The following is a 21,472-nucleotide window of genomic DNA, read 5'->3' as shown; positions in this document are numbered from 1 at the left end:
CCCGTGATCGATAGCAGGCTTCCTCATTTCGATAAATTGGCGTAAATCATAATCCCCAGGTAGGGAATGACCCAAAGCAATGGAACCAAATTCCACAGCATCGATGGTTTCCACTTTCCCTTGGCGAAGAAGTACCAGCTTAGCATGACACCTAACAGCAAGCCACCAGGATAAGCCTCAAGGTAGTAGAACAAGATCCTCATCCCCGTATCCTCCTGCGACCCCTGCGGACCGAAAAGGTAAGCCGATATTCCGAGCACCACCAGCCAGACTACAGAGAACAGAAGATAGACGATTTGCGACAGGATGAGCAGGATTAAGGTTTTGCGTTTAGTCATCGTTGTCCGTGGCTCCTTTTCGAAATGAGCAAGCTGAATTAAATCCATTGTACCACGAAGCCGATTAAAAAGGCGGCGGGTGCAATCATAGTTTGGGCCAACAGTGTTCCAAAAAAACGCGAAACCATCAACAACATATAGATTTTTCCAAGCTGCTGCTTGGATTCCTCATGATGCAGCGCCCGCTCGGTAATTACACCAAGCTGCGGGTCGATGAAGACGGTGAGCAGTATGGTTGCCATCCCGTTAATGATTCCGGATGCCTGGGAAGCTGTTGTGCTAAGTTCCGGCGATAAATGAGCGGCATAAAGCGAGGCTAGAACGCCAACGGAATAAAATGCTGTTACTAAAATATTCAATATTATAAACCGTTTCGGTACTCCTAAATATCGGAATTGCCGAAGATGAAAAGAAGGTCGCTGCAAATAATGCTTCGTATTTCGAAGTTGACTGAACGTGACACTAGTCATCAGCTTCGGCAAGGACCCAACCACCTCAAGCTTAGAGATAACCCTGCCAAAAAGATTAACGAAGGTGGGAAATAACGCGATCGCTATGACCGTTCCTGCGGAGCCCGAGAGCAAGATCAGCCTTAACACCTGCATCACATCAAACTCAGGATGGATTCTGGCGTAATCGATGAATTTTGCCGTGAGCGGCGCCTGAATGAGGTTGGCCGTTCTAGAGACTAGCACGATGATCCCAGTTAGTGACAACGCAACAGCAATTTTGTTCAGCTTCACCCCGGCAAAACGAACGGAGTACGATAGCGTTTCCGCCGTATGTATGATCAGCGTTAACAGAGCTACTATCACTAAATTGAGCGCAATAAAGCATTACCTCCTAGATTTCCCCTTTAAGAATCGCATATCTTCTCCTCCAAAAAACGCACCGGCTTCATCCCAAAGCCGATGCGTTTATCTGCTAAATTTACTCACTTGACGTCCCGCTGACGGATTGACTCCATTCAAACTTAACTAATCTGCTTCACATACTTCGCTAGAATGGTATGATGATCAAATATCACTTCTTCGTTCTCCTCTACGAACACAAATCCGTTGGACTGATAAAACAGTGTACCAATCCCATTATCCCGTTCCACTAGCGCAAATATTTCCTTTATTGAGGAATCTAAACGAATAAGCTCATTTAACAGTGCTTTGCCAATTCCCGTTCTTTGATACTCTTTGAGGACATACAATCTCGTAAGCTCGCTTCGGCCGTCTACGGGGTCAGACAATTGACCGAATCCAATAATTTCTCCATCGACTTCGGCAACGAGAAATTTTCGGGAAGACCGGGTCTGATCATGGGAGATGCTTTGTTCAAGACTGCTCTTGGAATAGGCATGATTTAGAAAATTAGCTATAAAATGCTCCGGATAAATTAATTCATAAGTGCTGTTCCAGGTCTCTATCGCTACTTCTCGAATGCCTTCGATGTCATTCAGATCTGTAGGTCGCAATCTCAACGATGCCAGCATGTGCAACATCCTTTCATTTCTGGAGCTTTTCCAAAAAAGCTATGCTCATGCCATAATTATACATCCGCGATATCAGAAGTGTAAGACCCCTGAGTATGCAAAGCTTAAAATTTAAGGTTTTTTCATTGGTTACTCGGTTACGCATCAGCCTTTTTTACAATGTAATCGACAAACCCTTGTCTAATTTTTTCACCTTCATAAATTCTTTCTAACACCCGGTCTTCCTTGTACAAAATCTCCATATCGGAAAAGAGCAGATCCGGCTCTCCTGGCTCGTAGTACGAATGAATCACCGGAACAGAATCGTCGAATTGCTCGTGCTCATGTTTTCCGAGATCCCGGCCCTGGCCGCAGCGGCTATCGTTTACGGTCAGAAAGTTGACGAACATTAGTCCACCTGGCATCAAGATGCGCTTCATCTCACTCACAGATTGCTGGACATCCGCTTTACGCATATGAAACACGGAATTGTAGGAATAGACGAACCCCATAGACTCACTGGCAAAATCCAAATGCCGCATGTCTCCTTGCTGAATATGCAGCAGTTGTGCTTTATGCCGGGCATACTCATTAGCGAGCTCCAATTGTTTTGGATCAAACTCTACGCCGTTCGTTTCATACCCGTAAGTTCGAAACAGACTTAATGGAGGCTGGCTCCCCCCGGCGCCGCAATCCAAGATCGTTCTCGGCAGCCTTGATTCTTCCTGACAATACTGCAAAAATCGGTATAGCGGAATCTGTTTAAAAATGTCCAGCATCGCATAATCTCCTTTCGTTTTCCGGTTCACTTATCTATTGCTTTTGTACTTTAACGACAAATTTCCAGGTTGCCGTATTCCCAGAGTATCTACCCCGATTCTCGGTTACGGTCACGGATAGTGATTTGTCAGCCGTTTTTTTGATGGACGAAGCCTTGATCGTCATCGTGTCGCTACCGGTATCAGGGATCTTATCTTGCTCTTCAGCGATTGCCTCCACCTTTAAGCTCACATTAGGTTTTAAAGTAAAGGTTTTGCCGGTACCCTCGCCAATTTCGCTCCCGTTCACTTTTAGCCCGGTATACCACTCGTTGCCAACATGGTTGTTTTCCTGCAACTCCGCGCTTACAAAGGTCACTTTGACCTTGACAGTCTTCCCAGATGCCGCATATGTCGGCTCAGCCGAAAGACAGAAGAACAGTGACAAACACATTATCCAATTCAAAATAACTTTAAATCTCATGGAGTACTCCCCCTAAGATTAAAAATTTAAGTCTTACCTTTTATTGCATAACCACGCCCAAAATCGTCCAAATTCCTGACAAAATAATGATCCACAAGGCCAACTTCTTGAACCATTTCTCGTCGAGCTTTCGAAGCGCCCGGATTCCTAACCATACACCGACAAACATACTCGGAACGAACCACGAGGTATAGGTGAGGAGCTCCTTACTTAACAAACCGCTGTAAAAATATGAAATGATCGTTACCGAGTTCAAACTTATCCCATAAGCGGTAATGTTGGCTCTGAACGTTTCTTTGTCTACCCCTTGATTCGATAGAAACAAAGCAACGGGAGGCCCGCTCATAGAGATGCTGCCGTTAAGCAGTCCGCTCAGCGCCCCGACTGGTACAAATGCAAGCTTTTCATGGCGAATCGGAAAGGACTTTCCGGACAGCAATATTCCTCCGACTATGATTATAAAGCCTCCCGTAATCACTTTGAGCACATTTCCATCAAGAAAAATAAGCAAATGAGTTCCCACCGGCGCGGCGAGCAAACTGGCCAAAATCAGCAGCCAAATTTTCTTTAAATCAACGAATCTGAAACAGCTCAGCAACACAGCCACATTCGTACACAAGCTTAAAATAACAACAATCGGTACGGCCTGCTGCAGCGGCATTATTGTGGCAAGAATCGGCATGGATATCAAGGCGAAGCCAGTGTTTTCCTTACTTTTGCAAGTAATACTGGAACCATGCGCTCATTTCCTTCAGACGGCGAATCCGGTGCTTCGGTTTGCCCGACCGGGACAACTCATGATTTTCCCCTTTAAATATACACAGCTTCGAGTCCACCCCGTGCATCTTCAACGCGGTAAACATCTGCAGAGCCTCCACCTGCCAGCAGCGGTAATCCTCGTCAGAGTGAAGGAACAGCGTCGGCGTCTTACAGCGATCGGCATATTTAAGCGGCGATTGGTCCCACATTTTATCGATATTTTCCCATGGAGTCGAGGCGGTCTGATCCGTGGCAAAGTAATATCCAATGTCGGTCGTGCAACACATGGAGATCCAGTTGGAGATGGAGCGCTGAGATACCGCTGCTGCAAAACGGTCGGTATGCCCGATGATCCAGTTGGTCATGAAACCGCCGTAGCTTCCTCCAGTTACACCAACCCGGTTCCGATCGATGGCCGGATAAGCCGCTAGCACCTTATCGGTAAATTCCATCAGGTCGGCATAGTCAATGCCCCCATATTGCCCCCGATTATCGGCAAAATCATCGCCGCGCCCGTCGCCGCCTCGAGGGTTGCAGAACATCACGAAATAGCCTTCATTCGCCCAAAGCTGCAATTCATGGTAGAACACGGTGCCATAAACCGTCTTTGGCCCCCCGTGGATTTCCAAAATGGCCGGATAAGTTTTGTTGGCATCATAATCCTTGGGCAGCAGAACCCAGCCGTCAATCTCTACGCCATCTTGATTCATAAAATGATGCGGCTGAGGAACGGCAACATACTTATCCTTCAGGACATCGTCGTTGAATGAAGTGATTTTCGTTTCCGTCAAAGTATGTAAATCAAGCCGGTACAGCTCCTGAAGTCCTTGCGTTCTCATTCCGACGAATATGCAGGTTTCTCCGCGCAGATCAAAGCAATCCACTGAGCCTTCCGCCGTACTCGCATATTCGATTTCACCGGTAAAGGAAAGCTTGCAGAGCCGGGAGCAGTAACGATCAGTTACGATAAAGTAAACGCCATCCGTCGCCACCTTGTAGGACTTGCCCCCGCCCAACCGGCAGTCGGATCCAACCGAGGAACCAAACGAAAGGTCCGGGTCAGCAAACCGGGTAATTTTTCCACTCATGTCCACAAGAGAATATGTAGGGTTTTCATTAATACTGTACTTTCTGCATTCTGAGGCAGCAAATACGATTTGATCGCCGGCAAAATCAGCAAAAGCAAATTGGTATTTCCCGCCCGGGATCAGTTCCTTTGCCTGCTTGCTCGTTAAATCATAGACACAAAGCGAATCGGTAATCTCCATCTTGGAGGTAAATTCCGTCCCTACATAAAGCAGCCGATCTTTCGCTTCGTTGATTTTGGCAAATTGCACGCTGTACAGTTCACCAGTGATCGGTGTTACACTTCCGTCTGCTGTATCGAACAGGTAAAGCCGATTCCGCTTCTTGTTGGTGACGCCTTCGCCGTTACTCCAAAAGGGAATTTCGTCCACCACCATATAATCCTGTTCCTCTTCATACGCTTTGAGCGCTGCTTCCCGTTCTTTCCCTTCCAGGCCTTGAAGCGATGATGCCATATTGTCGTGCATCGCACTTACGAGCCAGCGTGTTCCACCAAGTGGTTGAATTTCCGACACTCTTAGCGGAACGGTAAACGCCTTAACCGCCTCACCACCATCGATACGGAGCTTATAAAAATCTGTTTCCGGCTCGAGCGGCTTCTCCTTCTTGTGCTCACGGTTTGCCGAAAATAGTAAAGTAGCATCGTCAAGCCAAATATAAGAACTTGCGTCCCCCATACCGGTAAGCTGCCGCGTTTCGCCAGAATCTAGACGGTAAAGCCAAAGGTCGGATAAGTAACCGTCCTTCTCCGGTTTGCATGTTCCTAAGCAAAATGCAGCGACACTGCCATTGGGGGATAACTCAACATTAGAAAGAAAGCGGTAATCTGTAAAATCGGCAAGCTGTAATGGTTGCATGATTTACGACTCCTTTGCTATTTTTTACTCATTCTACTACTTACCAAACGAGAACAGAAGGAAAAACCTCAAAAAGTCCCAAAAAATAGTAGGGATTTTTGAGGTTTTCGTTTATGTGTAGGAGACAACTTCTAAGACTTTGGCTTATCCATGGGCTCATGCCTGGTCTTCTCCGCATATTCCTCGGATGCTTCCATTTGTGCGTAAGGCACATGAATTGGCCTGATACGTCTCGCAGGTGGTGCGACACGAAATCGCGCCGCCCGAGAAGGATGGCGAGCGAGCATAGTTTTTAGATAATAAATTCCGGTCAGCGCAGTAACCAGAATCAGCCCTGCGATAAGCCCAGCTCCTTGCCCTGGAATAAAAGGCATGCTGGCAAAGATTCCGATCATCCCTATTAATCCCAGCCAGGATGTATATGGGAACCCGGGGAGTTGACATGCCGCCTCCGGCGAACAAGGAGTCCGCTTACGCCATTTGTAATGAGAGCCCAATATTACAAAATAGGCAAACAGGAGAGAAAATCCTCCCAGGCTGATTAAGAACAAATAGACATGGCGTGGAAGCAGGAAGCCAAGACCCAATCCGCCGAGCATGGCAAGGCCCGAAAACAAAATCCCGCGGTAAGGGACCTCCGTCTTTTCCTTCAGCCAGCCAGGAGCGTGGCCCTCCGCCGCCAGGGATCGGATCATCCGCCCTAGCCCAAAGGTAGAAGCCAGCATCGTGGATAAAATAGCTGTAACCATAACGATGTTGATCAGCAGGCCCGCCCAGTTCATTCCCCAGCGATTTAAAGCGAGCACAAAAGGGCTCTGGTCCTCGATGATCCCCTGAGTAGGAAACAAAAGAAGGATTACAGCAATGGCCGCTACGTAAAGTCCCACCAAGCTGATTAATGTCAAGTTGATTGCTCGGGGAACAGTTTTCTTTGGATTTCGCACTTCCGATGCAGCAAGCCCGATTACCTCAAAACCGGCGTAAGTAAAAATGACGATCAGCATACTGCCTGCAATCCCGGCAATTCCGCCGGGGAACCAGGGCTGCCCGCGCAGTTCACCGGCACCAATGGCCGGAGTACCCGGCATTAGCCCGGCGATAATCGCGAGGCCGATAGCGATAAATCCGGCGATAGCAAGCAGTTTGACGGCAGCCAGGCTGCTCTCCAGCTTGCTCAAATATTTGGCCCCAAGCAAATTGAGCAGGGTGATCCCGATGATAATTGACGCTCCCATCAACGCGGGCGATAGATTAGGAAACCATTGCCTAAGAAACGTAGTTGCGGCGATCGACTCGCTGGACATGGCAAACACAAGACCAGTCCAGTACACCCAGCCGGTAATAAAGCCTACGGCGGGGCCAAAGCTGCGCTCCGCATACGTACGGAAGGAGCCGGCCACCGGATCGGCCACCGTCATTTCCGATAACGCGTACAGAATAATATAGATCAACAAGCCGCCAAGAATATAGGAAATAAGAATACTTGGCCCCGCCGCTTTGATACCAACTCCTGATCCTAAAAAAAATGAGCCCCCCACAACCGTCCCCAGTGCAAGCATCGTTAGATGAAACGTTGACAACCCTTCTTGCTTCTCTTTGGTTTTTGCCACAGTTACCTGCCTCCTGACATGCTTTATGCAGGAAGTATTGGCCAAATCAGGTGGAATTATGTCTGCCTTATTCTTTCATACTTTTCTTAATTTTTCGCATCGTAAGTCCCAGATAAATTGCAGCCCCACCGGACAACAACAGCCCAGCAGCAAATTGCACATCATCCGATAAGTTCATAAACTCAAGGTTCACCAGCAGCAGTACGGCAAGAACGAGGGCTATGAGCAGAAAAATGATAAAGGAAAAAGAAATAGCCCAAATGAATCGCTTATTTCTCTCATTTAGCTGCTCCTGATCGGTGAAAGACTCCGGGCGCTTATCGGCATACTTCTTACGCCAAACATAGGCGCTGGCCATTTGGCCCACGAATTCCCACCCAAACTCTTCATAGGTTGGCTTGTAGTCCTTTCTCGGCACGGCTTGAAGATCAACGACATAGCTGTAGCGCTCCGGGTTCCCTTTCGTAAATCTCATGACGATCGAACTCCACTGGCCGATATGTTGTGGATGCCAGCCTTGAGCCGCCAAATTCTCAAACCATTGCTCATAATCGGCCGGGATCACATGCCGAAAGGCGGACAATAATACGGTTTTCTTTTGGCTCATAGCAACCCCTCCACATTTTCATAAATCTCTTTAATACGTCTCGCTTCTTCCACTAAAACTTGTTCTCCCAGCTCCGTCATCACGTAGAATTTCTTCCGGTCCTCTTCCCTTGTCGGAGATATCAAGCCATCTTTTTCAAGCTTGCCTAATGTTTGGTAAATAGTTCCTGCGCCCAATGTTATCCGTTCATGAGTGATCTCTTTGACGTATTGCATAATGCCGTAACCATGCCGTTCCTGGCGCAAGGACAACAATATGTAAAGCATCGTTTCGCTCATGGGAATAAAGCGTTTCTTCACCTTCTCAAAATTCACTATCCCATCGCCTCCATACATCACATCAAACTATATCACGTCGTGATATAGTAATCTTATATCACAGCGTGATATATGTCAATTTATAATAAGGCAAAAAAATACCGTATCCTGTTTCGGATACGGTAGCTAAAATGAGCAGTTTTATTTAGTGGAATGAATAACTTGATGGGATATCTTGCCGATCCACTCCACTTCAGCAGGAGTCAGCGAAAACGTCATCGCCTTCACATTTTGCTCGGCGTGATGGACCTTTGAAGCTCCCGGAATCGCAAATACGGTTTCGCCATGAGCATGAATTAGCCAATTCAAAGCGATTTGTGTCGGGGACACGTCATATTTCCGGGCTAGCTGCTCCAGTTCATCAATGAGCGGCTTCGATTTGCGGAGGCCCGAATCCCGGAAAGTCGGCATCCACTTGCGTGGTCCCTTGATCGACTTGACTAACGAAGGGTTGCTGTGGAATTTTCCGCTTAAAATGCCTTGCTCCAGCGGCGAATAAGCGATGATGGCAACCCCAAGCTCTTTTGCCGTATCCAGGATCCCGTTCTCTTCAATTCTACGATCAAGCAGGCTGTATTTGACTTGATTCGAGACAAGACGGAGTCCATGCTCTTTGAGAACGGTATCCGCTTCGCGCATTTGCTTGGCCGAGAAATTGCTGACCCCGATGTTTTGGACTTTCCCTTGCTTGACTAGCTTAGCCATTTCTTTCATCTGTCTAGCAACCGAGGAGAACGAGTACGGCTGATGCACCTGGTAGAGGTGAATGGTTCGATGGTCCAGCATCGAGATCCGTTCATCAATTGTTTTCGGAATATTCCCTGCGGAGCGTAGAATCGGCCACCATTTCGTAGCGATATATGCATGCTCCGCCTCCGAAGTGCCAATTTGCTTCAAGGCGTCTGCCAGCATTTTCTCGGATTGACCGCCGCCATACACCTCTGCGGTATCAAACCAGTTGATACCTCCGTCCAAGCTGGTTTGGACAATTTTCAGCACATCCTCCAGCCCCAGTGCTGGCCAAAATTTTCCGACCGTCCCTTTTCCGTTGCTAAACTGCCAACAGCCTAGTCCAAGCGGGGACAGACTTAAATTGGAGTTGCCCAGTTTCCGTAAATGATTGACCGTTATCGTTTCTTCGCTCATTATTCTTCGCACTCCCACTAGTGATATTCATGTAAGACTTACAGGACTCCTTCATCATAATAGGTTACTTCCACATTTCGGTCGACAATGGTTTTTATCCCCTCTAAATAGAAAGGCATCAACATATCAGCTTCTTCCAAGTCAATCCAGCGGATTTCCTGAATTTCCTCCGGCCTGCTGATTTCTATTTCCCCGCTAACCATCTCTGCTCTAAACGTGATCAAAATAACATGCTCCTGCTTTTCCGAATGAAAAAATTCGTTCACTGCAACAACCCCGAACACTTCAACATCAAGACCCGTCTCTTCCTTCGCCTCGCGAATGGCGGCTTGCTGCAGGGTTTCACCCGGTTCAACCGCTCCCCCGGGAAGCGTCCATGAGTCATTCTCATTTTTGACCATCAACACTTTGGACATGGATTTATCGGTAATTAACGAATACACTACATCAATTCTTCTCATGATTGGGACACATTCCTTTTTTTTAGGTATCAAATCTGCTTCAGTTATGAAGTTCATATTTAGTACTCCAACAGCTCACTTCACCTTGAAATGATAAATGTATTGAGGCCCTTTTATCCCTATTTTTCTAAATCCTTTGTCCTCAAATCCCGTCTTGATATAGAGCTGTTGTGCAGCGATATTTTTGGAATTTACGGCTAGAACAATTTCATCGACATCGGGAAAATGCTCCAAAACAAACCTGGGAACGAGGCTCATCGCCTCTTTAGCGTAGCCCTTCCCTTGATACGGATAACTTACAGATAAGGCCCGAAGCAGTATCGCCTTCGGGTTGTTAACCAGCTTAGCAATATCCGAATTCATATGAAGAACAAAAAAACCAACCGGAACATGTTCATCCTTAACGATCACGATCGGATATCTGTTAGGGTCTGATATCGACAGGTCCAATACCTCTGACGGAAGTCCGGTATATCCCAATTGGTCGACTGGAAGCTCAAAACGACTTAAGTCCTGGGTAAATTGCTCTTTATATGAACTTAGACTGATACTAGAATTCATCCTTTGCACCTTCTTCAAACAAATGTAGCTCCCATTCATACAAAGCAACCCAACCTTAGATTACGATAATCTTGGGCTGGGTCATATGAGGTCGAGATATGTGGTTAACCTTGCTTTCTCACATTATACCTTATTTTTCATAAAAATTGTTTTCATTTCACTTTATCTCTTTCATGCTCTATTATACTAACGCAGATCAAGGGTCACTTCGGTAAATGCAGGGAAAGGCCACTCCCACCCGGCTTCCGGCAATGGATAAAAAAAAGGAGCCAATCGTTTTACCGAAGACTCCTCTAAGCAAACTATGCCCGCTTCTTGATCGGGATATATAAATCAATCTTGGCCTTTCCTTCCGGATCATCGGCCGGATTATTCATGCAAAACTCTAAGCAGTGCTTATCGTCAGGATCATAATCGCTATTCGGCAGCCATCCGCCAAAAATGCTTTGATAAGCGATTCCGAACTTGTCGATCGTATCGTAAAAAGAGTACATCGCGTAAAGCCCACCGGGTAAAATTTTGTACTGCACCTCCGGGTCATGTTCATCCTTGTTAAAGGACTCCGGAATCGTTACGCAGGCATCATAGCGGCAAGCATACTCTTCCGTACTGCTAGGATCATCCAAAGATATTCCGATAAAGGTTTGCTCTGGAGGATACAAACGATGTTTTCCTGACCATTCCCCAAGCTTTCCCCAAGCCTTGAACGTCTCTAAATAGCTTCCAACATGCCTTACATAAGCAACTTCCATGTCCGGCAATTCTTTTATGACCATGTTCATTTGCCAAATCCTCCTCAAAAAGTTATGGTTGCTAACTTCATCATACTGAGAAGGACGGCCCAAGGCTGCTGGTTTGTTGCTATGAAATTGTGAAATATTGCTATTATGTCTAGTGTTTTTTCGCAGCTCACTTGGTGTTTTTTCGAAATACCGTTTAAAGGCGGAATTAAAGCTGGATGCAGTCTCGAATCCACAAAGCAATGCGATCTCCAACACGGTTTTATCCGTATCCCGTAAATAAATGACAGACTGATCTAGCCGCCGCTTCATGATGTAGGCCATAGGAGTGGTACCAGTGATGGATGCGAAAATTCTTGAGAAGTGATACTTGGAGAAATGAGACATTTCAGCCAACTTGTCCAGATTGAGCTTCTCCGACAAGTGCTCGTCAATGTATTCTTGAACCCGATTCATGCGTTCGACGTAATTGTTCATGGACTACTCCTTATCCTGATACCGAGATAAAGGTTTGAATCGGTCCATCCCAATCCTCTTCCCTGATTTCCCGATAATCATTATTCGTATATCTTCCGATGATCTTTCTCCAAAAATGCTGGGCCGGCGCATTGGCTTCAATTTGGGCGACCCTCCAAACGCCTTGGAATTGGTTGAATATTTCGGCCGCCGCTTTCTCGCCAACCCCTTGATGCCGATATTTTTTCATCACAAAAAATTCAGCCATCCAAAATACCGGCAGCTCGTCCATATCTTCAAGCTTTCTAACCAGGGCAAATCCAGCGAGCGCTCCGTCTACACGAATAAAAAACGGGTGCCTGCCATCCTCTGTCCAGTAATGATCTAAATACTTATATTCATACAATCCACTCTCATTGACATCTTCCGGGTCAAACTCACTAAAATCATATTTGTAAAGTTCAATAAGATTACGCAAAGTAGACTTCTGATGAAACTCGACTCGCTGCAAAGCGATCATGGTGTACCCCCCTCCTTCTTTTTGCTCAGGTCAGTGACTTAAGTGTAGATGAAGAAAATCCACGACGTGGCGAAATGCGTCTTGAACGGTTGGCTCTTGGAAATGCTGATCAAACACATGATCCGCCCCTTCCATCGTAATGAGCTCGGTAGGAACGCCATTTTCCTTCAGCTTCTTATGCATCATGACCGACTGCTCATATGGTACGTCCGTATCTCGATTTCCATGGAGAAATAAGGTCGGTGGAAAATCGGAGGTGACATGATCGATTGGATTGTAACGCTGCAATTTTTCAAGGTCGTGTCGATTCACACCGGTAACCTTCTCTACCCAAACACCCTGCTGACGGCAGTAAAGGTAGTAATTGAACCGTTCCCAAGCACCTTGCGTAAGTTCGTTGCTTCCTATGTATGTATCTGGATCCTCAATGATAGGTCTCTCGCAGTAATAATCGCTAGGTTTAGCATACCATTCTCCCAAAATATCGCCGTACCCGTAAAAAGAAACGATCGCTTTCGGCTTAACTTTCTCACCCATGACCCCGGTTAATAGGCTAAGATACCCGCCTGCCGACCCACCCATGACGGCCACATTTTCGGCGTCAAAATCATACCACTCGGACGCTTGAGACCGTACCCACAGCATAGCATCCCGTACATCCTCTACAATCGCGTCAAGCTTCGTTTCCGGTGCAAGGCGATAATCGATATTTACCACGCTAAAGCCAGCCTTCTTAAAATATTCAATTTGCTCGTCAGGCAGCCAAGCTTTGGACCCGAAAATCAGCGCTCCACCATGAATATACACAATCACCGGCGACTTGTTCCCTTGGTCATAAATATCGGCTTGAATGGAACAATTATCGAACTGTTTATAGATTCTAGTTTCTTTCATGGAGTGTAGCTCCCCCCTTGGCTTAATCGTTATCAAATGTCTGGCAAATCACTGTATGTAAGCCTTCTAACTCACCCAGAACCACCTTCTCCTCCCTTTCCGTAAATTGGATCAGGTGCTCCCTATAATACTTCTTCCAAAAATGGACGGCAGCCATGTTGTTCGCCAATTGATCAACCCGAATTTTTCCATGAAATCGTTCGAGAATTCGTTCTACTACGGCTTTAGCAATCCCCATTCCACGATATTTCCTTAGCAAAAACATTTCCTGAATTGTGAAGTCTACCTCCTTCGGAACAAAAGGTGGGGCGCAAACTAAAACAAAACCTATATTGCGACCTTCATAAGTAATGAAGAAAGGATGCAGCTCGTCCCGTTCCACGTAGAGATGGTTATCCTCCAGATCATATAACCCGGTATCTAGCGAATCTTCTCCGGTAAACTCCGATAGATCATATAAATACAGGTTGTATAAATTCAGAAATGTATCCAAATGCTCTTTTGTGATAGTAGTCAGTTCAATTTTCATTTCGTAGTACCGTCCTTATGAATAAAATCCGTTAATTTTTCTGAAATGATTTCAATAATGTTCAGCGTCTCTTTAATCGTATCAGCCTCTAAGGAGTGTCCTACATTTTCAATGATCATCGTCTTGGCGCTGTCTCTAGCCCTAAGCACCTGAAGCAATTCTTCCGTCGCCAAATGATCCGCCGTGCCTATTGCAACATAATCCTGTTCCGATAAAAGTGGCATCGTGACCTGGATGGGAGTAAGCACGAAGTTTCTGGCTTTAATATGGCTGCTGATTCTCTTGGCAACATAAGTACCTAAGCTTTTACTCACAAAGACGATATCCCTATAGCTCTTGCGCTCCAAAACTTGCTTTATGGAGAATAAAACCTCCTTGACCAGATCGTCGATTTGGCTCGGTTCAAAGCCTGCTTTCGTTTTCTGGAACCCGTACTCTGTCACCAGTAAATCACAGTGATTCTTCATTGCTACCTGTTGGGAAAAGTACAATAACGGTTTATCGCAGTGGTACCCGATGCCGGGAAACAAAACAACAAGCGTATCGCTCTCTGCCTGGGTATAATAACTGTTAGCCGTAATCACACCCCAAATGGATGGGGACAAAATCTCGGTTCGCTCTACCTTCATCTTCATGCTTCTTCTCTCCTTACAAACTGCATCGCATTTCTGATATCTTCAGCGATCATCTTCCGTTTACTTTTCTCGATATTAAAACTGTCACCGGTTTGCGTGTAGGAAGGATAAAAGCGAATTCCGCGATACAGAAACTCCTGATTTCGTATCTTATAGGTTGAGCCCGAAGGAATGACCTTCTCGCCAAACTTCCGCTTATAAATGTAGTTTATCGATTTGATCGCCACATCGCCCATGCACATGATCACCTTTACATTTTTGAACAGGTCCAATTCCTGCTCCAGACAGTAGCTGCAATGCTTGACCGTATCGGCCGTCACCAGATAGCCCTGCTTACTGCATTTGAGCGCGGTAGTTAAGTAGATTCCTGTGTCACTCAATTCTGCAATAGATCTAAAAATGTACCCGGCATCCTCAAAAGCAGTTTGGGTTGTCTTGAAAAAAGAAGCATTCTCACCGGCATAAAAATAATCGTTAAGCTCCTTAGGCAGCGCTTCTGAGATCATGACGAGCTTTATTTTTTCAACATCCACCGGCACTTGTGGCGAAAAAGCTTCATGGTTAACGTCACTGCACAGCTTTTCACAAATCGGTTCTCTGAGCATTTGCATTTGGATTCTCCATCCCCGTTCGATAAAATGGCGAAAGCCCCAACCACAGATAGCTCTGATCTTAGGCTGGGGCGTATGTAGACAAAAGGAGCTTATTCTATTATAAGATATCCCCCGAATTAAGCATACCACCCGAAGGTACTAATGGCCGTTATTTTTCTCTATTTGTTGCCAGTTAACCGCTCCTTGGAACTTACCTCGGTACCGGCCAGTCGTTTCGTAAAAGTCGCTCGCCAGTTTTCCGAAAGCTCCTCCACATCGAGAATCCGATGGATACCTTCCACGTTTGTTTTATCACGGTGCATAATCTCGTTGGCAAAGTCAACCGTAACTGCTTTCGGATGGCTGTGGAGCTTAACTAAACCGTCTTCTTTCTTCACATTGCCCTGTTCCAGCACGCGAAAATAGAAGCCGGTATAGCCCGTTTCTTGTACCCTTAGCAGCATTTCCGGTACACCGTATTTGACGGACAATTTATAGCAGGGCTGCCTTGGCTGGCTGACCTGCACGACGGCTTCCCCCAATTGAAACACGTCGCCGATACACACTTCGGTTTCCAGCAAACCCCGTATTGTCAAATTTTCTCCGAACGCACCATAATCCAAAGTTCTGTGAAGTTCTTTTTCCCAAAACGGATAATGCTCATAGGAATAAACGCATACTGCCTTCTCCCTGCCACCATGGTGAACAAGATCGGCCTGTCCATCTCCCTCGAAATTGACCCAGGATAAATAAAGCGGTTCATGGACAGGAGTTTTAAAAATGCCCGTTGATACTTCCTTATTATTATGCTGCATCTGCACGGGCTTGCCTATATTAATCGATAGAATTTCAGTCTGAATCATGAAGATAACCTCATTTCATTCTGGAATGGATTAACTCTCTTTCCGGTATTTTATGAGATAATAGATAAGTATACCTCATTACCTAGACAAGGAGAGCTTTGATGGAACTGAAGCAATTGGAATATTTTATCGCCGTATGCCAGGAGCTGCATTTCACAAGGGCCGCTGAAAAACTCGGTATCGCCCAACCATCACTTAGCCAGCAAATTCGGCTGTTGGAACACGAAATCGGGACTCCACTATTCGACCGCATTGGGAAACGAACTGTGATTACGGAAGCGGGTAAAGCACTGCTGCACCATAGCTATAATGTTTTTCATGAGCTGTCTCAAGCCAAGGCCGCCATTAGCGAGCTTCAGGGGCTTGATAGAGGCACACTTAAAATCGGCGCTCTATTAACCGTCGTGAATTATTTGCTCCCGCCTACCGTCGCCGGGTTCCACCGAAAGTACCCCAACATCGAGCTGTCGGTGCTCGGTCTGCGGACCGGAGATATTAGGGAGGGGCTACTCAAGAACGAGCTTGATTTAGGGATCGTCTTCCTGCCGATGGAACATCATGATTTAGAGTGTGTCCCACTATATAAAGAAAACCTCGCCCTAGCAGCGCCTGTCAATCATGCACTCGCGAACGAACCGTTTGTGACGCTGGATATTTTAAAAGAAACGCCATCTATCTTGTTGCCAAACACATACTTCTTAAGACAAACAATCGACGAACAGTGCCGCTTGCTCGGCTTTACGCTACAGCCGGTCTTGGAAATGACGACAATGGAAGCCATCATAAATATGGTCGGGCAAGGTGTAGGTGTCACGATTTTACCGAAAGCTTACCTCGAATATATCGACAATAAGTCGATCCGGACGATTCCGATTCAGAACCCCGTACTTACAACACAAATCGGCGTAGTGTACCGAAAGAACAAATATTTATGTGCCGCCAGCCGCGTCTTTATGGAACAGCTGATTACGTCTACAAAAAGGGACGACTAGCCAGTCTAAAATGCATCGTCTGGAAGTCTCCGGACGATGCGAATTTGGGCATGGATTACGATTTAGTATAAGTCGAGTAAATTATGGGTGCAATACCAGATTTTTTATAGTAACAATAGGTATGGCCTATGGTTAAGATCGATCTTACGCTTTCGGCTTGGAGAGCGGGGTATGTTCGGGACATTGTTGGAGAGAGGCTTGGTGGGTAAGATACTTATGGATAAGGTCGCAGTAATGGGGCTGGGCGGTTTCTCCTACATTCGGATGAAAATGAATACACCCTAAGCACGGCTCCGCTACCGTAAGATGACCGCGATCCTCCAGGGACGAAATGATTGAGCCAAGTCCAAGCTCCAAGTTCGCTAACATAATATCTGAAATTGGGTGGAGGGCTTCCTCCAAGACATGCCCCCAATTTTCCAGCTTCGGTATAATTTCTATCCCTGCCGAGGTCAACTGCAGTAAAGTTACCCGCCGATCATCAGATTTTTGCACTTTTGAGATCAGCCCTTTACTCACCAATCCGTTAACGATCTTCACAGCGGTCACATGAGTTGTCCCGATCGTACTCGCAAAATTGCCTACAGTAGCCACATCGCTTCGGGTATATTGGCAGAACAGCAGCGCCTGCACTTGTACGGGCGACAATCCAATCACATCGCTTTCCTCCTGTGTCACCTTCTTGATTGCCTGAGACAGCCGGAACAAAGCCATGCTGATACGAGCGGATCGAACGTTTTTGCGATGCTGGGGATCAAAAATCATAGCCTACCGAACCTTTCCTGTACATTCTTTTAACCATTCTACATGGAAACATGGCCGGATAAAAGGCAATATGGAAAAAGAAGAGGCGCCCTATTCGGCACCTCCCTTCCAAAGAATCAACCTTTCTTTACATCTTCCAGACTTGCGCCAAAATTGATATGGTACACATTCCCATCGATGACCAAGGCCGGAACGGATTTAACTCCGACTTTCTCCGCCTCTTCAATACGCCCACGATCTGTTCCCAAGTGTACGATTTTCGCATCAACTTTGGTTTTGTCGAGATAACCCAGCACCATCTGCTCAGCATCTACACAAACAGGGCACCCGGCATGATAAAATACGGCTTTTGACATATAGATCAGCTCCTCGATCATTTATGTAGCATCGCTACACAAATGATTATAGGGGCGATCAATGATTCGCTTCAATTACAGATTCATTATCGTTACGATAGGTTATTCCAATGGTTTTATGTATCGTTTCTAAATCAGTTTCTTGATTTGTGCCATATGATGCTGGTCGTGCCAGATGAAATCCTTTAAATAGGATGAAAATTGAAACGCATTTCCGTCTTTACCAGGGTAGTCCTTGTCAAGCGCGGAATCGGGCAAATTTTCAATTGTTGCAGCGATCTTCTCACGATACTTGATCGCTTGATCAAGGAGTTCGTCCGTCGTTAGCGTTTTTCCATAGCTCGCTGCTTGACGGTTAAAATCATCAAAATTGGATAGCTCCAGGGCAACGTCTTGATCAGCAGCAATTTTTGTAATGGCATCTTCATAAAAATACTTATCCCACATCATGATATGAGATACGATATCCTTCACGCACCACTTTCCCGCTTCCAGGCTAGAGCCCCACGCTTCCTCGGATATCCCGCGTAAAGATTGCACAAACGGAATCCATTCCTTAAATTCCTTGATTAATGACTTAATTTCGTCATTCATTAATATCGCGCTCCTTAAGTTATTTTTCGGCAAGCATGTTAAATATCTAGCTCATTAGCTGAACGGATTGAACCGGGTTCTTTTCTAAAGTAAAAAAAGCCTTCATGTATATGTTCCGTTTTCGGGAGATTTCGTGATGTTTTGTCTAGTAACCAATAGCAGCCCACGAGAAAAACAGTTAATCCACATAAGGAAATTACGGCGTAACTGTCCAGCCACAGCCCAAGCATTCCACCAAGAAGGCTACCCAAAGGCATAGCTATCCCGCTGAGTGCCATTGTAGCTGAGAAAATCAGCCCCATATATTGTTGAGGAATACCTTTTTGCACAACCGTATTGATAATGACATTAACTGCACCACCGGGAAACCACGCTAGACCATAAAAGACGATGACTAACCATGTCAACGGACTATACACACTCATCGACCAGGCAATACCTGCAACTATAAAAGCCACTGCATACAACAGACCTAACCGTATACGTTCCAATTTTAGAAATGGGGCACATGCTGCACCAAGCACACTGCCAAGGGCCTGCACCATTAACAAAAGTCCGTACAAATCCGGGCCACCGAGCTTGTCACTAAATACAGGAAGCACACTAAAGGTGGCTCCACCCGCTGCATTAATAATGATAATGCCATACAGCAGCTTGGCTAACGGCGTTTGTGTAAGAAGTTTGATTCCGCTAACTAAATCGTTTTTATAGTCAGCTAATAGCTGCTTCACCTTATCACTTTTCCCATGAACCTGATTAATGACAACCTCACTTTTGGCCTCTTCCAACTTTACAGATGGATTAGCAGAATTGATCCGTAGTTGGGCAAAAAGCATCGCACCGATAAAGAAGCCCAAAGCATTCCAAAGATATAAGGATACAGCACCAATCACAATAATGAGGACACCGGAAATGGCATTGCAAGCTACATCGATACCTTGATAAGCCACCGAGAACAGAGAATTGCCTTTTGTCAATTGCCTCGCATCTAAAATTTTAGGTAGGGTAGACATTTGGACAGGGTACACCCAAGTGTTGCATATGCTCAATATAGGCGTAATCGTCAAAACAAGACCAACAGTCAGCACGTCAAAAAAGGAAGCGATCGGGACGATAAGTAAAAGTAAAGCTTGGATTAACTGACTGTACACTAAAATACCACGTATCGGTATTCGGTCAATGATAGGCCCAGACAGAAGCTGAATGATTCTAGGCAAGATAGATAAAAATCCCGCCAAACCGGTATAAAAGGATGAACCTCCTAGATCATAAATTAACCACATGGCAGACACAGCGTATAGACTATCACCGATGTTCGTCAAAATTCTTCCGAAAAATAACAAACAGAAGTTTTTATTTCTGAAGATATCCAAATATTCACCTCCGGTTAAATTCTCGCTATGAGCCATGAGCTTAACGCCATTGTACCAGGGCTAATTTGACAACAGCGTGTCATATTAAAACGCCAGGTTTAATTAAATTACCTTCCAAAAAGGATATCGAGCACAGTACTTAGCGTTCCGGAGTTTTTGTTTGCAAGAATACTGGGATTGTACACTTCAACGTATCCACAGTGATGGCATGACACAAATAGAAAGTGATTGTACTGAACATCAAAAATCTTGCTCAATCCGGTTCCTGTCATCGCTACCTCATCCACATCACACTTGCGGTGCCCGCATTTAACGCACTTAAACCGCTCTTTAATAACCTCCTCCAGATTAACTTCCGAGTAAGGAACCTCTTCTTCCGTTTCTGGGGAATCTTCAAACAGTATATCCCCCTGTTCATCAATGAGAACCTCATGCTTACACTCAGGACAGATATTGTCTATGATCTCAACTTCTTTTGTACACCAAGGGCATTGAATCATGGATTCTGTCACTCCCCCAAAAAGGTGCTTTCAAAATATGGACCATCGACTTGGTGTATATATTTTCGGATCACTTTGCGCACTGGTTCTGGCAATACATTATGCTCCTCCATCCCGCTGACGGGAATCCAATAAAACTCCAAATGCTTTTCCTGTGATGGCGGATTGTCTGTATGGTCTACACCTTCCAATTCGGCGATAAATAAGTGATTAATTTCCTGGTTATAGACACCTTCCTCCTCATGCTCAGCTTCAACCGCCCCAAGGTACTGTTTCACGGTGCTTGCAAGTCCAAGTTCCTCCTGTATTTCTCTAGCTAAAGTAGCTCTGATTCCTTCATGGAACTCCACATGTCCACCCGGCAAAAAGGTGTTATCCATACCTATACAGTGTGCTACAAGAAGATGATCGCCGGATAAAAAAACTCCCCGGGCCAACACATGATACCTCTGTTTTGTTTCCTGCTGCATACTGATCTTCCTCTCTTGAACGCCTAATCTTACTCCTTATTTTCGAGCTAGGAATGTTAGCCAGTTGCTTCTGAAATCAATCTCTTTTTCATACTTTCGTTCATGAATCGACTGGGAGACGGATTTTTCCACCAGGATATCCCAATCGCGATATAGTTCATGTAGTAAGCTAAAAGTGTCCGCAGTCTTCATATTCAATTCGATTATACCGTTCGAGACCTTTCCCGTTTCTATGTCCACATCCAGGTTTTCGGTACTCATCAGAATAGCGTTAATCCCTTGGTTTTTTGTTCCTTCGATCATCCGAGAGACGACCATGCGAAAAGCCTCCACCGAAGAGACGTGCTCTAAACAAGAGCAAGCTACAATATATTCATAACTATTATCCGGGATATCATAGGCTTCTACATCTGCTGCTTCGGAAACAATCAATTCATGAACGTCGTATTTTCTCGAGTTTGTTACTAATTGGTTTACAGCCATGGGGAGTAGATCTACACATGTAATCCTTCCGTTATGCGGTTTTATCCTCTGAGCAATTGGAATGCTATTTCTACCAACTCCGCACCCCAAATCAAGGACATGAATATGGTCTAGATCCAGTTCATCAAGCATATCCAAAACGATCTTGACTGGTTTGGACAACCAAGAGCCTGGCTCAAACAGGATGTGATGCGCATAAAAATCCTCATGGTATTTAACTTCTTCTGTACGAGCTTGGATAAATCGATTCATCCAGGCCATTC

The 21,472-nt window shown here is 45.6% G+C and carries 28 protein-coding genes and 1 pseudogene; 1 reads left to right on the top strand and 28 read right to left on the bottom strand.

The annotated features are described in order from the left end of the window. Window positions 1-23: 23 nt before the first annotated feature. From ACFQ3W_RS17215 to ACFQ3W_RS17115, 21 genes and pseudogenes are all read right to left on the bottom strand, one after another. The gene (locus ACFQ3W_RS17215) at window positions 24-338 is read right to left on the bottom strand and encodes a hypothetical protein (protein WP_379320476.1); all 315 of its coding nucleotides are present in this window, start codon (window positions 336-338) and stop codon (window positions 24-26) included. Window positions 339-376: 38 nt separating this feature from the next. Beyond that, window positions 377-1,168, bottom strand: coding sequence for a lipid II flippase Amj family protein (locus ACFQ3W_RS17210; protein WP_379320556.1), 792 nt, complete (start codon window positions 1,166-1,168; stop codon window positions 377-379). Between the two features lie 143 nt (window positions 1,169-1,311). After that, a complete protein-coding gene (locus ACFQ3W_RS17205; RefSeq protein ID WP_379320475.1) occupies window positions 1,312-1,821 on the bottom strand; it encodes a GNAT family N-acetyltransferase in 510 nt (169 codons plus the stop codon). Window positions 1,822-1,958: 137 nt separating this feature from the next. Continuing rightward, window positions 1,959-2,579, bottom strand: a complete 621-nt coding sequence (locus tag ACFQ3W_RS17200) for a class I SAM-dependent methyltransferase (protein WP_379320474.1) — start codon at window positions 2,577-2,579, stop codon at window positions 1,959-1,961. Window positions 2,580-2,613: 34 nt separating this feature from the next. Continuing rightward, window positions 2,614-3,042, bottom strand: a complete 429-nt coding sequence (locus ACFQ3W_RS17195; RefSeq protein WP_379320473.1) for a hypothetical protein — start codon at window positions 3,040-3,042, stop codon at window positions 2,614-2,616. Between the two features lie 40 nt (window positions 3,043-3,082). Further along, window positions 3,083-3,733 carry a sulfite exporter TauE/SafE family protein gene (locus ACFQ3W_RS17190; protein WP_379320472.1) on the bottom strand — a complete coding sequence of 217 codons (651 nt, stop codon included), beginning with the start codon at window positions 3,731-3,733 and terminating at the stop codon, window positions 3,083-3,085. Between the two features lie 19 nt (window positions 3,734-3,752). Continuing rightward, window positions 3,753-5,744 (bottom strand): S9 family peptidase, encoded by a 1,992-nt coding sequence (locus ACFQ3W_RS17185; RefSeq protein ID WP_379320471.1) that lies wholly within the window; start codon window positions 5,742-5,744, stop codon window positions 3,753-3,755. A 131-nt stretch (window positions 5,745-5,875) separates the two neighbouring features. After that, window positions 5,876-7,354 carry an amino acid permease gene (locus ACFQ3W_RS17180; protein WP_379320470.1) on the bottom strand — a complete coding sequence of 493 codons (1,479 nt, stop codon included), beginning with the start codon at window positions 7,352-7,354 and terminating at the stop codon, window positions 5,876-5,878. 67 nt (window positions 7,355-7,421) lie between these two features. After that, on the bottom strand, window positions 7,422-7,961 hold the full coding sequence (locus ACFQ3W_RS17175) for a DUF2812 domain-containing protein (protein WP_379320469.1): 540 nt from the start codon (window positions 7,959-7,961) through the stop codon (window positions 7,422-7,424). Continuing rightward, window positions 7,958-8,275 carry a PadR family transcriptional regulator gene (locus tag ACFQ3W_RS17170; protein WP_379320468.1) on the bottom strand — a complete coding sequence of 106 codons (318 nt, stop codon included), beginning with the start codon at window positions 8,273-8,275 and terminating at the stop codon, window positions 7,958-7,960. Before ACFQ3W_RS17170 ends, ACFQ3W_RS17175 begins: the two co-directional genes overlap by 4 nt. Window positions 8,276-8,419: 144 nt before the next feature. Next, a complete protein-coding gene (locus ACFQ3W_RS17165; protein ID WP_379320467.1) occupies window positions 8,420-9,424 on the bottom strand; it encodes an aldo/keto reductase in 1,005 nt (334 codons plus the stop codon). 38 nt (window positions 9,425-9,462) lie between these two features. Further along, window positions 9,463-9,885, bottom strand: coding sequence for an NUDIX hydrolase (locus tag ACFQ3W_RS17160; protein ID WP_379320466.1), 423 nt, complete (start codon window positions 9,883-9,885; stop codon window positions 9,463-9,465). Window positions 9,886-9,960: 75 nt separating this feature from the next. Beyond that, window positions 9,961-10,446, bottom strand: coding sequence for a GNAT family N-acetyltransferase (locus tag ACFQ3W_RS17155; RefSeq protein WP_379320465.1), 486 nt, complete (start codon window positions 10,444-10,446; stop codon window positions 9,961-9,963). Window positions 10,447-10,748: 302 nt separating this feature from the next. Next, window positions 10,749-11,228 carry an AraC family transcriptional regulator gene (locus tag ACFQ3W_RS17150; protein ID WP_379320555.1) on the bottom strand — a complete coding sequence of 160 codons (480 nt, stop codon included), beginning with the start codon at window positions 11,226-11,228 and terminating at the stop codon, window positions 10,749-10,751. Between the two features lie 129 nt (window positions 11,229-11,357). Next, a pseudogene (locus ACFQ3W_RS17145) lies at window positions 11,358-11,642 on the bottom strand (helix-turn-helix transcriptional regulator); the annotation flags it as partial. A gap of 31 nt (window positions 11,643-11,673) precedes the next feature. Next, window positions 11,674-12,162 carry a GNAT family N-acetyltransferase gene (locus ACFQ3W_RS17140; protein ID WP_379320464.1) on the bottom strand — a complete coding sequence of 163 codons (489 nt, stop codon included), beginning with the start codon at window positions 12,160-12,162 and terminating at the stop codon, window positions 11,674-11,676. Window positions 12,163-12,192: 30 nt separating this feature from the next. Continuing rightward, window positions 12,193-13,056 carry an alpha/beta hydrolase gene (locus ACFQ3W_RS17135; RefSeq protein ID WP_379320463.1) on the bottom strand — a complete coding sequence of 288 codons (864 nt, stop codon included), beginning with the start codon at window positions 13,054-13,056 and terminating at the stop codon, window positions 12,193-12,195. Between the two features lie 22 nt (window positions 13,057-13,078). Further along, on the bottom strand, window positions 13,079-13,585 hold the full coding sequence (locus tag ACFQ3W_RS17130) for a GNAT family N-acetyltransferase (protein ID WP_379320462.1): 507 nt from the start codon (window positions 13,583-13,585) through the stop codon (window positions 13,079-13,081). Next, window positions 13,582-14,220 (bottom strand): hypothetical protein, encoded by a 639-nt coding sequence (locus ACFQ3W_RS17125; RefSeq protein WP_379320461.1) that lies wholly within the window; start codon window positions 14,218-14,220, stop codon window positions 13,582-13,584. Before ACFQ3W_RS17125 ends, ACFQ3W_RS17130 begins: the two co-directional genes overlap by 4 nt. Beyond that, a complete protein-coding gene (locus ACFQ3W_RS17120) occupies window positions 14,217-14,831 on the bottom strand; it encodes a uracil-DNA glycosylase family protein (RefSeq protein WP_379320460.1) in 615 nt (204 codons plus the stop codon). The genes ACFQ3W_RS17125 and ACFQ3W_RS17120 overlap by 4 nt, the downstream gene beginning before the upstream one ends. 161 nt (window positions 14,832-14,992) lie before the next feature. Beyond that, window positions 14,993-15,676 (bottom strand): MOSC domain-containing protein, encoded by a 684-nt coding sequence (locus tag ACFQ3W_RS17115; RefSeq protein WP_379320459.1) that lies wholly within the window; start codon window positions 15,674-15,676, stop codon window positions 14,993-14,995. A gap of 101 nt (window positions 15,677-15,777) precedes the next feature. Here ACFQ3W_RS17115 and ACFQ3W_RS17110 point away from each other — a divergent pair, with 101 nt between their 5' ends. Further along, window positions 15,778-16,668, top strand: a complete 891-nt coding sequence (locus ACFQ3W_RS17110) for a LysR family transcriptional regulator (protein WP_379320458.1) — start codon at window positions 15,778-15,780, stop codon at window positions 16,666-16,668. A 144-nt stretch (window positions 16,669-16,812) separates the two neighbouring features. Here the strand turns inward: ACFQ3W_RS17110 and ACFQ3W_RS17105 are convergent, their stop codons facing one another. The 7 genes from ACFQ3W_RS17105 to ACFQ3W_RS17075 form a co-directional block, all read right to left on the bottom strand. Next, window positions 16,813-17,433 (bottom strand): MarR family winged helix-turn-helix transcriptional regulator, encoded by a 621-nt coding sequence (locus tag ACFQ3W_RS17105; RefSeq protein WP_379320457.1) that lies wholly within the window; start codon window positions 17,431-17,433, stop codon window positions 16,813-16,815. A gap of 116 nt (window positions 17,434-17,549) precedes the next feature. Next, window positions 17,550-17,789: a thioredoxin family protein gene (locus tag ACFQ3W_RS17100; RefSeq protein ID WP_379320456.1), complete on the bottom strand. Its 240-nt coding sequence runs from the start codon at window positions 17,787-17,789 to the stop codon at window positions 17,550-17,552. Window positions 17,790-17,918: 129 nt separating this feature from the next. Next, window positions 17,919-18,383 carry a DinB family protein gene (locus tag ACFQ3W_RS17095; RefSeq protein ID WP_379320455.1) on the bottom strand — a complete coding sequence of 155 codons (465 nt, stop codon included), beginning with the start codon at window positions 18,381-18,383 and terminating at the stop codon, window positions 17,919-17,921. Between the two features lie 38 nt (window positions 18,384-18,421). Then, window positions 18,422-19,756, bottom strand: coding sequence for an MFS transporter (locus ACFQ3W_RS17090; RefSeq protein WP_379320454.1), 1,335 nt, complete (start codon window positions 19,754-19,756; stop codon window positions 18,422-18,424). 107 nt (window positions 19,757-19,863) lie between these two features. Further along, entirely contained in the window at window positions 19,864-20,256 is a 393-nt protein-coding gene (locus ACFQ3W_RS17085) for a zinc ribbon domain-containing protein (protein ID WP_379320453.1), read from the bottom strand. 8 nt (window positions 20,257-20,264) lie between these two features. After that, window positions 20,265-20,726: an NUDIX domain-containing protein gene (locus ACFQ3W_RS17080; RefSeq protein WP_379320452.1), complete on the bottom strand. Its 462-nt coding sequence runs from the start codon at window positions 20,724-20,726 to the stop codon at window positions 20,265-20,267. A 36-nt stretch (window positions 20,727-20,762) separates the two neighbouring features. Then, entirely contained in the window at window positions 20,763-21,461 is a 699-nt protein-coding gene (locus ACFQ3W_RS17075; protein WP_379320451.1) for a class I SAM-dependent methyltransferase, read from the bottom strand. Window positions 21,462-21,472 lie beyond the last annotated feature (11 nt).

This window comes from Paenibacillus puldeungensis (genome assembly GCF_042678945.1).
GTDB lineage: Bacteria > Bacillota > Bacilli > Paenibacillales > Paenibacillaceae > Fontibacillus > Fontibacillus puldeungensis.
Note: the sequence above shows the minus strand (reverse complement) of the source record. Positions and strands in the feature narration are given on the sequence as shown.

Excerpts from the sequence above, each read along its gene's own strand:
- ACFQ3W_RS17215 (WP_379320476.1), bottom strand. The coding sequence starts at position 338 with ATGACTAAACGCAAAACCTTAATCCTGCTCATCCTGTCGCAAATCGTC.
- ACFQ3W_RS17205 (WP_379320475.1), bottom strand. The coding sequence starts at position 1,821 with ATGCTGGCATCGTTGAGATTGCGACCTACAGATCTGAATGACATCGAA.
- ACFQ3W_RS17200 (WP_379320474.1), bottom strand. The coding sequence starts at position 2,579 with ATGCTGGACATTTTTAAACAGATTCCGCTATACCGATTTTTGCAGTAT.
- ACFQ3W_RS17195 (WP_379320473.1), bottom strand. The coding sequence starts at position 3,042 with ATGAGATTTAAAGTTATTTTGAATTGGATAATGTGTTTGTCACTGTTC.
- ACFQ3W_RS17185 (WP_379320471.1), bottom strand. The coding sequence starts at position 5,744 with ATGCAACCATTACAGCTTGCCGATTTTACAGATTACCGCTTTCTTTCT.
- ACFQ3W_RS17175 (WP_379320469.1), bottom strand. The coding sequence starts at position 7,961 with ATGAGCCAAAAGAAAACCGTATTATTGTCCGCCTTTCGGCATGTGATC.
- ACFQ3W_RS17165 (WP_379320467.1), bottom strand. The coding sequence starts at position 9,424 with ATGAGCGAAGAAACGATAACGGTCAATCATTTACGGAAACTGGGCAAC.
- ACFQ3W_RS17160 (WP_379320466.1), bottom strand. The coding sequence starts at position 9,885 with ATGAGAAGAATTGATGTAGTGTATTCGTTAATTACCGATAAATCCATG.
- ACFQ3W_RS17155 (WP_379320465.1), bottom strand. The coding sequence starts at position 10,446 with ATGAATTCTAGTATCAGTCTAAGTTCATATAAAGAGCAATTTACCCAG.
- ACFQ3W_RS17150 (WP_379320555.1), bottom strand. The coding sequence starts at position 11,228 with ATGAACATGGTCATAAAAGAATTGCCGGACATGGAAGTTGCTTATGTA.
- ACFQ3W_RS17140 (WP_379320464.1), bottom strand. The coding sequence starts at position 12,162 with ATGATCGCTTTGCAGCGAGTCGAGTTTCATCAGAAGTCTACTTTGCGT.
- ACFQ3W_RS17135 (WP_379320463.1), bottom strand. The coding sequence starts at position 13,056 with ATGAAAGAAACTAGAATCTATAAACAGTTCGATAATTGTTCCATTCAA.
- ACFQ3W_RS17130 (WP_379320462.1), bottom strand. The coding sequence starts at position 13,585 with ATGAAAATTGAACTGACTACTATCACAAAAGAGCATTTGGATACATTT.
- ACFQ3W_RS17125 (WP_379320461.1), bottom strand. The coding sequence starts at position 14,220 with ATGAAGATGAAGGTAGAGCGAACCGAGATTTTGTCCCCATCCATTTGG.
- ACFQ3W_RS17120 (WP_379320460.1), bottom strand. The coding sequence starts at position 14,831 with ATGCAAATGCTCAGAGAACCGATTTGTGAAAAGCTGTGCAGTGACGTT.
- ACFQ3W_RS17115 (WP_379320459.1), bottom strand. The coding sequence starts at position 15,676 with ATGATTCAGACTGAAATTCTATCGATTAATATAGGCAAGCCCGTGCAG.
- ACFQ3W_RS17110 (WP_379320458.1), top strand. The coding sequence starts at position 15,778 with ATGGAACTGAAGCAATTGGAATATTTTATCGCCGTATGCCAGGAGCTG.
- ACFQ3W_RS17105 (WP_379320457.1), bottom strand. The coding sequence starts at position 17,433 with ATGATTTTTGATCCCCAGCATCGCAAAAACGTTCGATCCGCTCGTATC.
- ACFQ3W_RS17100 (WP_379320456.1), bottom strand. The coding sequence starts at position 17,789 with ATGTCAAAAGCCGTATTTTATCATGCCGGGTGCCCTGTTTGTGTAGAT.
- ACFQ3W_RS17095 (WP_379320455.1), bottom strand. The coding sequence starts at position 18,383 with ATGAATGACGAAATTAAGTCATTAATCAAGGAATTTAAGGAATGGATT.
- ACFQ3W_RS17085 (WP_379320453.1), bottom strand. The coding sequence starts at position 20,256 with ATGATTCAATGCCCTTGGTGTACAAAAGAAGTTGAGATCATAGACAAT.
- ACFQ3W_RS17080 (WP_379320452.1), bottom strand. The coding sequence starts at position 20,726 with ATGCAGCAGGAAACAAAACAGAGGTATCATGTGTTGGCCCGGGGAGTT.
- ACFQ3W_RS17075 (WP_379320451.1), bottom strand. The coding sequence starts at position 21,461 with ATGAATCGATTTATCCAAGCTCGTACAGAAGAAGTTAAATACCATGAG.